Below are 11,582 nucleotides of genomic sequence, written 5' to 3'. Positions count from 1 at the left end.
TTTCCTGTCGGATGGGTCTGCTTGCGCGTCGGAAGGCCATCGCATTCGCGATTGGATATCGATGCACGGGTGAGTGATTCGAAACGTGTCACTTCGATATCAAAATGACGACTTGAACTTTGCGCGGTAATCGCTCGATGCGATTTCGACAATCCCACATGCCCATTGGCGGCGAAGCCCACTCAAAACATGCGAAGGTGGCATTTCCAACCTAATCACGAGGAGCGACGCATGAAGATCGGTTATCCCGTCATCGCCGCCGTCGTCTTATTTGCGCGTGCTGCAACAGCAGATCCCGTATCGGGTGCCCGGCGTCTCTTGCCGGATATCGCAATGGGTCATTCACTCTGCGCGACGAAAAAGAGAACTTCGTAATCAGCCCATCTGTTTTTTCCAGATGGATCATCTCAGTTACTTTGGGCCGGGCATCGGCGACACGAGCCTCAAACCCACGTTTGCCTTCCGGCGCGTGCGGCTGTCGCTTGCAGGGCAATTCCTGAAGCGCTGGGATTTTCGCATCGAATTCGAGACGTACGTCTTTCCCGAGGTGGCCGTGCCCACGAGCCCACTCGCGCCGCGTCACACCTTGCATGAGCTGATGTTTCGCGGGCAGGTTTACTTTTGACGCCACCGCGTGGCGCATCGATCCGCGAGAGCCGTCGTGAGATCCCTTCGTAAGGCCGAAGCGATCCATTTGGCGGCTCGTGCGTTTTCACGCAAACGAAGCGCACTGCACGGAATATGAACGACGCTCGATGAGAGCGGCAACGTTTTTCGTATCCATTATCGATAGGCCAAATTGCTCCTCGACGCGCGGGCGCGTGGCTGTCGTCATTTCTACGATGGCGGCGCGTTACTTCCGAAGTCGGGAAAAAGCGCGTCAGCGAGTGAGACTTTCGCGACAGATGAATCGATGAGCCATTGGACGCACTTCCGAGGAGAACACAGTGAGGACCACCGGACGATTGATCCGAGCCACCCAAGGCGCCATTGCCGTGGAATTCGTGATCGCCTTCATGCCCATGGCACTCGCGTTCTTCTCCTTCACGCAACTAGGCTTTGCCTACACGGCCGGCATCGTCATGCGGCACGCCGCGACGGTTACCGCACGTTACGCGTCGGTGACGCAGGGCAAGTGCATGCCTGGTAGTCCCGCATCCGACCTGCCCGCGGCTGCAAAAGCCGCTTTGGGCCCGTGGTCGTCGAAGATCGAGGTGCAAAGCGTGGAGGCTTCGTACTCGGGCGCAGGACCTTACGGCCCGCTGCCCGCGACCTTGCGGTTTGCATATACGTGCACCGTGCCGCTGGGAAAGAACATCGTTTGCAACGGGGGAAAGCTGCAAAAGGAAGTCCGAGTCACCCTCCCGCATCACGGAGCGCCCTACAGCCATGCTTGTGAGTGAATCCCGAATCGGAAAAGCATCCCTGAAGGATGATCAGCGCGGCGCCATCATGGTCATGGGGCTGTTCATGGCCCTTTCGTTGGTCGCCTCGCTTTGGTTCTTGATTGGCATTGGCCAGGCGATCATCTTCCGGGACCGGGGGCAAGAAGCAGCCGACGCCATGGCATTTTCCGTCGCCGCGGTCGACGCGCGAGGGATGGACCTCATCGCGGTCATCAACATCATCATGTTGGCATTGGTGGGCATTTACCTGCTCATCCAAATCGTGGCCGACGCCATGATGGCATCGATCATTTTCGAGCCCGAGGGCATCAGCGTCGATCGGTTCAATACCAACGTCGTGCAGAACGGCGTGCTGACCGTCGCCCTGCCGGTTCTCGGCGCGAGCCAGGCGGTCGTTGCCGTGGCAACACCGTGGGTCGGCACCTTGATGATCGCACCCGAGGTCGCATCGCACTATCAAGGATTCGAGAACAGCGGCCCCTTCCCCGCTTTTGGATTGCAAAATATACCCGGAGCAGGTTTTTCCACGGGAAAGGCGGCGTACAAGAACAATTCCCGAGCCAAGAAGAACGCCAAGGACCGAGAAAACGAGGAGCCGCTCTCACCCGAGAAGCAGGCGGAGCGCGATCGTGAAGACAAGATGAAGGACGTCAACGACATCGCCGGCACGATCCGCCTCGGTTTGCCCGTCGCCTTCGAGCCGAACAAGACGTTGTGCGTTCGCGCCATGGTTTTCGTGCCCGATCTGATTGCCGATCTGCTCCATCTTCCGAGCCCGGTGAAATGGGCCATCGACTTGGTCATCGGCACGGTGGCGGGCATCTACGCCGAGCGCGCGTGCAACAAGAGGCCATTCGACTGGCCTGGCCCCAAAAAGATGGCCGGCGGAAATGGCTCGGCGCAAACGCAGGTTTACGGTTTCGCCAATGGCAACTTCTCCGACAAGTGGGAGCGCAAGGTCAAGTTGGGAGGGGCGCGCTCGACCTGGGGTGGCGGCGACAGTGGGCCGAAAGAATACGCTTACAACGCCCAAGCCGAGTTCTTCTACGAGTGCAACGGGTACTTCTGGGAGCGTGATTGCAACGGCCAATCCATTGCCGGAACGGGCGTGGGGCGCGAGCACGCCCTTTATTCGATCGGCTGGAGGGCGCGGCTCATGAAATACAAGAGCCCCGCGCAGCTTCTGTTCGAGAATCTGGTCAATGGCACGCAGACGGCCGTTCTCGGTCTGGCCTTCGACGGCCTCGAGGCGGGGCTGAAAGGCATCGGGGCGCCCGACAAGCTCGCCGGCGCGATCACGAAGCAGGCACGGAATGCTTTCGACAGGTCGGACTTCGCGAACAAGGAGCTTCCGAAAGCGGGTAATGCCATCAAGAACGCTGGCAAAGAGATTCTCGATGATGCCGACAATTACCACTGATCAGGAGAATGCGATCTGATGGAAAAATCCCTTCGTCGCATCCGCAGCCGCGGTGCGGCCATGATCGAGGCGGCGGTGATCATGCCCGTGCTCATCAGCTTCTTCGGCTTCTTGACCTTCTTCTACGCCGGCTACAGCACGAAGCAGGAGGTCATGGCAGCGAGTCGCAATGGTGCCTTTTCGCAGGCACTTCAAGGTGGATGCGGCGGCGGCAAAGCGTTTCCCATCAAGCCGGAAATGCCCAGTGGCCAGGGGGCTGGGGAGGTCGCCGCCAAAAGCCCCGTCGATGGCATGGTGAGCCAAGGCATTTTCACGACCACGGGCAACGCCAGCAAGGATGCGACGAACTCCGGACTGAGCGTGTTGAGCTGGACGAAGAATGTGACGGCCAGCTCGTACGTATTTTGCAGCCCCGCCACCGGTCTGGATTTTCTTCTCGAAGCCTTCAAAGCCGGATTCCACGCCCTCAAGGGCGCGGTGGGATTGTAGGAGCCGATCATGTGGGCATTGATGTGGATGGCTTTGCGCAACAGAAGCAACTTCAATTCGAAGCGCGCCCGCACCTATCGAGGCATCCTGCGCGTGTTCGCGTACGTGCTCTTGATCGCGCTGGTCTTCGGCGCATTTTCCGTGCATTCCGCGCGCGCCGAGGTCGCCAAGACGGGGATGCAGCTCGGACGCAGTTTGGCGCCGCTCGCGCACATGATTCACGAGCGCTCGAAGATCGATATCGACGGCGAATCGATTTCGATGGGCATGGGCACGAGCCCCGATGACTTGAACACCGTGTTGGACAAGTTCGAAAACCATTGCCGCGAAAATGGCGTCGTGGGGACGTGGAGCAAGGCGGCCTTGGACTCGGCGAAGGTGTTGCCGCAGGCGGTGCCCGAAATGGGCGTGATTCGCTCGACGACGAAGCTCGAGGGCGTGGTGCTCTGCTTCATCAAAACCGAAGATACGCCGGATACGCTGCTCGGCCGATTGCAGCAGTTCAACAAGACGCACGATTTGAGCGCACTGGGCAAGCTGCGCTACGCGTACGCGGCCGTCGACAAGGGCGTGACGAGCATCACGATGCTGTGGACCGAGAGCCATTTCCGCATCGACCGCCTGATGCCGACGGAGACCTTCGAACCGGGGTCGGACAATCCGCTCTTGCCGCGCCCCATCCAAGCGCGCCGCGTTCTCTCCGGCACGGTGGAAGGGACGCCCTACGGCGTGCGCGGTTACCTCTCGAGGGCGACCCCGCGCGACGTGCTCGATCAAATGGATGCGGACATGACGAATGGCGGATGGAAAGGCTTGCAGCACCCGGAGGATGCGCTGGGCCGCGCATACATGAAAGATGGCGTGATCGTGTTCGCCAGCGCCGTCGAGAAGGACGGCAAGACCATGGTCTCCATGGCGGAAATGGGCGGGCAGCAGCCGGTCACGCTGGGGGTGCAGGCCGCCAAGGCGCTATCGGTGACCGAGAACTGAGATTTGATTTCGCGCATCGCGATTACGCGTTCGAGCCGCCGTCGACGTCGAGGGTGGCGCCGGTGATGAACGATGCCGCCGGGCTTGCGAGGAAGACGACCGCGGCGGCGACTTCTTCGGGCCTGCCGTAGCGTCCCAGCGCAGTGGCGGCTTTTTGCCTTGGCCCCGACGGGCCGCTTTCGCGATTCATATCGGTCTCGATGGGACCTGGTTGGATGACGTTGACGGTGATGGCTCGCGGGCCGAAGTCGCGTGCCCACCCGCGTGTGTACGCCGCGACCGCCGCTTTGGTCGCGGAGTAGTCGGCAATGCCGGCGCTCGGCGTGCGAGCGCCGGCGATGGATCCGATGGAGATGATGCGGGCGCCCTCGCGGAGAAAGGGCGCGGCGGTGCGAACGGCGGCGGCAACGGCGCCGACATTGACGGCCCAGAGCCGGTCGAGGGCAGCGACATCGGCATCGGGCCCGGCCACCACGCCGGTGAGGCCGATGCCGGCATTGTTGACGAGGATGTCCAGGCCTCCGAACCGCTCCACGACGACCCGAACCATGCGCTCGACCTGTGCGCGCTCCGTGAAATCAGCGCGCACTGCCACCGCCCGCACGCCTTTGGACTCGAGGGCCCGTGCGAGCGATTCCGCCTTTTCCACGGAGGCTGCATAGCCAATGGCCACGTCCGCGCCTTCGTCGGCCAGCGCGTGCGCAATCGCCTCGCCGATACCTCGAGAGCCTCCGGTCACCAGCGCTACCTTGCCTGCGAGTATCTTCGTCATGACCGGAGAAGATGGGCCCCTCGCGACGCGCGATTAGGCGAAACTTCGCCACTTCATTGTTTCTGCTGGTGAACAATCCTGCGAGGGCGGGTCGTACGATTTTTGGCAAAAAGCTGAGCCACCCAATCCACGAAGACCTTCACCTTCTCACCCACGTGTCGGCGCGAGGGGTAAATGGCATAGATGGACTGGGTCTCACATTTCCAATCGGGCAGAATGCGAACGAGTCGCTTTTCGGCAATAGCCTCGGCAACCATGAATTCGACGGTCTGGATGACACCGAGACCCGCGAGCGCGACTTCGACGTGCGAATTGCTATCGTTGACCGCCACGCCAAAGCGGCCTCGCAGCTCGATGCGCTCGTCGCCGCGCGTGAATTGCAGCGGAAGAAGCCGGCCCGTGTTCGCCGAGAAATAGCCGGCAATGAGATGCCGTCGAGCGAGATCCGATGGGTGCTCCGGCGTGCCGTATCGTTTCAAGTATGCGGGGGATGCGCAGGTGACGTGTTCCAATTCGGCAACGCGACGGGCGACCCATGAGCTCTCCAAAAGAGGACAAGCACGCAGCACGCAATCGACGTTCTCCCGCACGATGTCGACGGGCCGATCGCTCACGCCCAATTCGATTCGAACATCGGGGTAGCGCGCCAAAAAGTCGGGGAGAGCAGGAATGAGCAGCAACCGCGCGAGCGATGCGGGCGCGTCGATGCGCAATCGGCCACTCGGACGCGCATGGGCCTTGGTGATGCCCGCCTCGATGTCGTCGAGGTCGAACAGGAGCTTTTGCGTGCGGTCGTAATACTCCGAGCCCTCGAGGGTCACGGTGACCCGACGCGTGGTGCGCTGAAGGAGCTTCACGCGAAGGTGAGCCTCGAGGCTTTGTATCAGCTTGGTGACCGTCGCCTTCGGCATCTGAAGGGATTGGGCTGCCTTCGTAAACGTGCCAGCTTCGACGACACGGGCGAACACGCGGATAGCGAGCAGGTGATCCATGGCTTGGGCGCCGTACCGTACCAAGGATGTACCGCGCCCGTACCGCGATCGCGCGGGCCAGTTGCAATGGTCGAGAATGCCCCTGCCCGTGGGATGCGTGATCCAGAGTGATCTCCACGCGCATTCCACGATGAGCCGGACCAGCGCCCCCTTTGCGCGCGGGCCGTGGGAATGTTTTCATGAGTCGAAAGCTCGTTCGGGTGGAGGCATGCCCATTGCTCCTTCGAGAGATGCGAGAACGGCTACATGTTTGCGTAGCCAAGGAGGATGTGCATGTTCCGAATGACGCTTTACTTGTTCGCCGCGCTCACCCTGGGCGTGGTCGGATGCTCCTCGACGGATGCGACGGATACGGAGCCGTCCGCGGCGAGCGAATCCGCTATCGATTATCAGAATACGGAAAAGGGAAACTTATCCGCATCGGAGGCCGCGCAGATTGGCACGGCCTGCACCAGCAACGTGCAATGCGCGAGCGGAGAGTTCTGCGAGAAACCCGCGGGCCAATGCACTGCACGTGGAATGTGCGCTGCGCGCCCGACGAGGTGTACGGCAGAAGTGGACCCGGTCTGTGGTTGCGACAATCAGACCTATAGCAACGATTGTGTGCGGCGCCGAAGCGGCGCAACCCTTTTGCACAAAGGCGCGTGCCGCTGAATTGGAGGCGACCCCGCCCTCGCGGGGTCGCCATTTTTCAGCGATTTACTGGGCGCTTGCCGCGGGTGCGGGGCTGACGCTTGCGGCAGGAACCGGGGCGGCGGTTGCCGCGGGCGCGGGGTTGGCGCTTGCGACTTGGGTGGCGGCCAGCACGGGGGTGGCATTGCCTGCGGGCGCCGTGGGCGTTCGCGGGAGGTTCGCAGCAATGCGATCGAACACTTCTTGGTAGTCGTCCTTCGCCGTGACGTTCGTCGCCATGGCCTTCTTCGCATAGAGACGCACGTATGCGCCTCCGGCTTGTTTTTCAACGACCAGGCGAACGTAACTTCCCCAGCTGGTCATATCCGCACCATCTTTTCCAAGTAGCATCCAAGTATGGTCGTCGACGGCATAGTCCAGTTCGGTGCTCAGTCCGCCGTCGGTGAGCGCCTTGCGCGATGCTTGAATGATGGTCTTGTATTCACCCGTGAACAATCGCGGAGTCCCGTACGTAATCGGCGTGTCCCTCACGCTATCCACGGTGGCACACCCCTGAAGTGCCGGCACGAAGGCTGCGCTGGCAAGCGCGACGAGAACGAGGCCAATGAGCTTCACGGGGCGATGACGAACTTGCATGGAACGATTGACTCCTATTAGCGAAACGGCGACCAAAGGCCATCCAAGAACCGAACCACTGCGTTTGCAGTTCTCATCCAACGTATTCGGCCCAAAACGCGAGTCGCCGCCTCCAGCCGTGTACCAAACAGCACACCGGCAAACGATACAATTGGTACACGCACGCACTGGTTCACCAACGATTGGCCACTACAGGAGCACGGACGGCAGAACGCGTGGCGTGATCGATACATCGATGTCGTCAATCGATTCTTCAAATGGGTCAATCGCCGCAAACGCAGCGCTCGCAATTCCACTCAGCGCCATCGTCACCCTCAATGGCGCCAGGTTGTGCGTCGGCCTCCCAGGCGCCGCACTCAAAGGAGCCTTCAATCCAATGCCGTCTTCGCGCTCCACACCTCGCCCCGAACTTCGCAAGGGCGACTTTTATCGCGCCTGCTATCACACAAAGAATCCATTCGCTCCTCGGAGCGGATCCAACTTCACGAGGCTCTGGAAACGCCAGCTCCCCCTTTGCGATGTACAGGAACGACAAAGCCCACCTCGTTGGCTCTCGGCTTTGCCGAGAGCAAGGGTCGGGGAGGGGGGATTTGCTCGTTCCTGTACGGAGGCTTTGCGAAGTACAGGAACGACGAAGCCCCCCTCAATGGCTCTCGGCTTTTGCCGAGAGCAAGGGTCGGGGAGGGGGGATTTGAACCCCCGACGACGAGCACCCAAAGCTCGTGCACTACCGGGCTGTGCGACTCCCCGTTGAAGCTGGTGAAAACCTAGCACACGTTGGGGAGCGCGTTCCATCCGAACCAGAACGGTCGTAACCTGGCCCGGTATGAAGAGAATCATCCTCGGCGACAACGCGGAGGTGCTCCCGACTTTGCCCGAGGGTTTTGCACGGCTCATCTATATCGATCCGCCCTTCAACACGGGCGAACCCCAGAAGCGCGAGCGCATCCGGGTCGTTGCCACCGATGGGGCCGGTGACCGTGGCGGCTTTGGCGGGCGCCGCTACGAGGTCTCCAAGGTCGAAAGTGGCTCCTACGAGGACGATTTCGGCGATTTCGAAGCGTTTTTGATGCCCCGCATCCAGCTGGCCCTGCGGTGCCTCACGCCGGACGGCTCCCTCTTCGTTCACCTCGACTACCGCGAGGTCCACTACATCAAAGTGGCGCTGGACCGCCTTCTCGGGCGGAAACACTTCAAAAACGAGATCATCTGGGCGTACGACTTCGGCGGCCGCTCGCGGAATCGCTGGCCTTCGAAGCACGACACCATCCTCTGGTACACGAAGGATCCCAACGACTACGTCTTTCATTTCGACGAGATGGACCGCATCCCGTACATGGCGCCGGGTCTCGTCTCGAAAGAGAAAGCCAAGCGCGGAAAAACCCCCACGGACGTGTGGTGGCACACCATCGTCCCCACGGCGGGACGCGAAAAAACCGGCTACCCCACCCAAAAGCCGCTCGGCATCCTCAATCGCGTCATCAAGGTGCACTCCAGCCCGGGCGACGTGGTGCTCGATTTTTTCGCTGGCAGCGGCACTACGGCGGAGGCCGCCATCCGCCACGACCGGGGCTTCGTCCTTATCGACAGCAACCCGGAGGCGGTCCGTGTCGCCGCGACCCGGCTGGCGAGGTTCGAACCCGAGTGCATCGGCTTCGAGCTGCCGCCTCCTCCGCCGCCTCCCCTGCCCCTACCGGTCCCGTCGCTCCCTCCGCCTCTCCCCTCTTCACCCAGTTTTGTGGCAGACACGGCCGTTCTAGAATCAACCCCGGAGCCTTCAGGCCCCGAGCTTTCAACCCCCGAGCCTTCAACCCCGGAGCCTTCGAGCCCCGAGCCTTCAACCCCGGAACCTTCAACCCCGGAGATCTGTGCCGAGGTCCCGCCGATCGGCCCGGGGGTCCCGGAGATCTGCCCCGAGGTGGAGGGCCCCCTGCCCGTCCCGATCCACGTCGAACCTGTCGAACCAGTTTCCTCACTGCACGACTTTACGTTCCCCTCGGAGTGAGATAGGTTCGGCGCCTCTTTCGGAGCTCATTCTTGGAGAGGTGACCGAGTGGCCGAAGGTACCCGCTTGCTAAGCGGGCGCAGGGCTAAAACTCTGCCGCGGGTTCGAATCCCGCCCTCTCCGCAGATTCACCGGGCAACTTGGGCGACTCGCCGCCCAGCTGTCCCATTCTGCTTCATCTCGCGGACGCGCCAGCTCGGTCGGCGGTGTCGAATGACCATCGTCAGTCCTGGGATGCCGACCGTCGGTCGTGGATGACCAGCTCGTGGAAGCGCCCGCGAACGAAGTCGGTCGAACCGACCACATATCCAACTAGGCACGATCGAACAGCGTGCTCCGTGAACCACGGGAGCACACCCTGAATGCAGGCAGCTGCGCGGGGAAGGACAGCACCGAGCCTGCAGTAAAAGAACGAGTGAGAACCGTGACGGAATTCCGCGGCCGCCAGCCATGGTTGTTCGCGCGAGAGGATTCGGCGAGGTTCGCATGGGCGTAGATGCCTTCATCCCTTGCCGGTGTTGGCGCGATGGCACCGTTGCCCCCTTGCCTGCGGACGTACCAGCAAACATCGTCGAGACGGACGAGGAAGGCATGCCCTCGTTGACCGTGCCCGAGGAGGGCCACGAGCGCGTCCACGAAAGCTTCTCCGCATGGGTGGATCAGGATCCGTGTCCTCATAGCAATTTCTGGTTCATGAGCGAACGCATCGCGAATATGAGCGGATGGGGCTCATTCTGTGAGGCCATCTTCCACGCGGGTCGAGATGGCACGCTCCCCACGCTCACCGGTCCATTGTGCAACCGCGAGAGGCTCTCCCCCGAAGCATGCGAGCGCGTGCTTCAAGAGCTCGAACATTTTCGCCAATCGGACCTGGGGACTTTTCCGCAACTGATTCGATTGAACCGGAACGAATTCGTCCTATGGGGATGCATATGGCACGATGGACTCACGCTCAGTTGCGACGAGCGAGGGATCTTCGTCGAAGACAACGCAGGTCACGAGCTTTTCCGAGCGGTGCAGGCTCGCTCGCGCATTCTCGACGAGGGAAGACGAGGCATACGCGTCTGTGGCCGGCGTTTCTTCCACCGACCCGCCGTCTACGAACTCACCGATGTCTCCCATCTAGCGCCCGAAGCTGGCTATCGTTCCAGCGCCGACCCGAACGATGCCGAACGCGGTGCGCGCACGTGGGTCGGCCCCATGGGATGGGCCGATGGGGTCTATGGAGTCGAACAGCGACCGCGCTCCCTCGCCGAGTACGAAGACAAGATTGAAACGTTGGCGACCCTATGTCGCACGGCCATCGAGCTCGACTCGCAGGTCATCTTCTTCTAGCGCGCATGCCGCCCGCTGGCATCATGAGGTGCTCCAAATCTGGGCCTACCCGTGGTGCCACGCCATCGCCATAGTTTGGTCGAAGGGACCCAATTGGGAAAATCATGCTGCCTATCCATCGCGAAACCGCCGACCGTATCATTGCAGAGCTCTCGAAGGACTCCCGAATCGCTGGCATCGCCGCCGGTGGCTCCTGGCTCACGGGGATGGATGCGTACTCGGATCTCGATCTCGTCATCGCCGTCTATCCAGAGAGCGAGGCGGCCGTGAGCCGCGAACGATTCGCGATCGCCAAACGGTGCGGGCCTCTTCTCACGGCATTCACGGGAGAGCACGTCGGTGAGCCGCGTTTGCTCATTTGCCTTTACGGCCCGCCATTGCTGCACGTCGATTTGAAGTTTGCTGCGCTCTCCGATCTCGCCACGAACCGTGTCGAAGATCCTGCGATTCTCTGGGAGCGCAACGACGATGTGTCGCGTGCCCTGACCGGCGCCCGCGCCCATTATCCGCAGCCGGATTTGCAATGGATCGAGGATCGCTTCTGGATCTGGGTCCACTATGGTGCGCTGAAAATCGGCCGCGGCGAATTGTTCGAGGCCATCGATTTCATCGGCTATCTACGCCAACAGGTGCTCGGCCCGCTCCTGCTCCTACGTGCTGGCAAGCGGCCGACGGGGGTGCGACGAATCGAGCAGGCCTCACCCGAGGCATCGGCGGCGCTGGAGAAAACGCTGTGCCTTCACGACCGCGCTTCGTGTGGCAAAGCGCTGCGAGCGGCGATCGACTTGTACCGCGAGCTGCGCCGCGGACAGGACATCGCCCTGCGCAATGCCGCGGAGCTCGCGGCGGTGGGGTATCTCGACGAGACCCTCTCGCGTCCCACGGCAACCTCGTCGTCATGAAA

At 61.6% G+C, this 11,582-nt stretch carries 12 protein-coding genes and 2 tRNA genes; 10 read left to right on the top strand and 4 right to left on the bottom strand.

Annotated features, from left to right (window positions below; all coding sequences use genetic code 11):
• The first annotated feature begins 397 nt into the window (after positions 1-397).
• From LZC95_03605 to LZC95_03585, 5 genes are all read left to right on the top strand, one after another.
• Positions 398-625 (top strand): hypothetical protein, encoded by a 228-nt coding sequence (locus LZC95_03605; protein ID WXA95922.1) that lies wholly within the window; start codon positions 398-400, stop codon positions 623-625.
• 322 nt (positions 626-947) lie between these two features.
• A complete protein-coding gene (locus tag LZC95_03600; GenBank protein ID WXA95921.1) occupies positions 948-1,403 on the top strand; it encodes a pilus assembly protein in 456 nt (151 codons plus the stop codon).
• Entirely contained in the window at positions 1,396-2,826 is a 1,431-nt protein-coding gene (locus LZC95_03595) for a hypothetical protein (GenBank protein WXA95920.1), read from the top strand. The genes LZC95_03600 and LZC95_03595 overlap by 8 nt, the downstream gene beginning before the upstream one ends.
• A gap of 18 nt (positions 2,827-2,844) precedes the next feature.
• The gene (locus LZC95_03590; GenBank protein WXA95919.1) at positions 2,845-3,315 is read left to right on the top strand and encodes a pilus assembly protein; all 471 of its coding nucleotides are present in this window, start codon (positions 2,845-2,847) and stop codon (positions 3,313-3,315) included.
• Positions 3,316-3,324: 9 nt separating this feature from the next.
• The gene (locus LZC95_03585; protein ID WXA95918.1) at positions 3,325-4,305 is read left to right on the top strand and encodes a hypothetical protein; all 981 of its coding nucleotides are present in this window, start codon (positions 3,325-3,327) and stop codon (positions 4,303-4,305) included.
• Positions 4,306-4,327: 22 nt separating this feature from the next.
• On the opposite strand, the gene LZC95_03580 is transcribed toward LZC95_03585, so the two are convergent.
• Positions 4,328-5,077 (bottom strand): SDR family oxidoreductase, encoded by a 750-nt coding sequence (locus LZC95_03580; protein WXA95917.1) that lies wholly within the window; start codon positions 5,075-5,077, stop codon positions 4,328-4,330.
• A 53-nt stretch (positions 5,078-5,130) separates the two neighbouring features.
• Positions 5,131-6,069, bottom strand: a complete 939-nt coding sequence (locus LZC95_03575; GenBank protein ID WXA95916.1) for a LysR family transcriptional regulator — start codon at positions 6,067-6,069, stop codon at positions 5,131-5,133.
• Positions 6,070-6,342: 273 nt separating this feature from the next.
• On the opposite strand from LZC95_03575, the gene LZC95_03570 reads away from it, so the two are divergent.
• Complete coding sequence (locus LZC95_03570) at positions 6,343-6,723, top strand: hypothetical protein (GenBank protein WXA95915.1); 381 nt, start codon at positions 6,343-6,345, stop codon at positions 6,721-6,723.
• Positions 6,724-6,768: 45 nt separating this feature from the next.
• Here the strand turns inward: LZC95_03570 and LZC95_03565 are convergent, their stop codons facing one another.
• Positions 6,769-7,338 (bottom strand): hypothetical protein, encoded by a 570-nt coding sequence (locus LZC95_03565; protein ID WXA95914.1) that lies wholly within the window; start codon positions 7,336-7,338, stop codon positions 6,769-6,771.
• A gap of 676 nt (positions 7,339-8,014) precedes the next feature.
• Positions 8,015-8,088 (bottom strand) — tRNA-Pro (locus tag LZC95_03560).
• 76 nt (positions 8,089-8,164) lie between these two features.
• Here LZC95_03560 and LZC95_03555 point away from each other — a divergent pair.
• The 4 genes from LZC95_03555 (at position 8,165) to LZC95_03540 (ending at position 11,580) form a co-directional block, all read left to right on the top strand.
• Positions 8,165-9,343, top strand: coding sequence for a site-specific DNA-methyltransferase (locus tag LZC95_03555; protein WXA95913.1), 1,179 nt, complete (start codon positions 8,165-8,167; stop codon positions 9,341-9,343).
• Positions 9,344-9,377: 34 nt separating this feature from the next.
• A tRNA-Ser gene (locus LZC95_03550) sits at positions 9,378-9,466 on the top strand.
• A 468-nt stretch (positions 9,467-9,934) separates the two neighbouring features.
• Positions 9,935-10,678 (top strand): hypothetical protein, encoded by a 744-nt coding sequence (locus tag LZC95_03545; GenBank protein WXA95912.1) that lies wholly within the window; start codon positions 9,935-9,937, stop codon positions 10,676-10,678.
• A 104-nt stretch (positions 10,679-10,782) separates the two neighbouring features.
• The gene (locus tag LZC95_03540) at positions 10,783-11,580 is read left to right on the top strand and encodes a nucleotidyltransferase domain-containing protein (protein ID WXA95911.1); all 798 of its coding nucleotides are present in this window, start codon (positions 10,783-10,785) and stop codon (positions 11,578-11,580) included.
• Positions 11,581-11,582: the final 2 nt, after the last annotated feature.

This window comes from Sorangiineae bacterium MSr12523 (genome assembly GCA_037157775.1).
GTDB classification, from domain to species: domain Bacteria; phylum Myxococcota_A; class Polyangia; order Polyangiales; family Polyangiaceae; genus Pendulispora; species Pendulispora brunnea.
The sequence above is the reverse complement of the archived record's forward strand: the minus strand, read 5'-3'. Positions and strand labels throughout refer to the sequence as shown.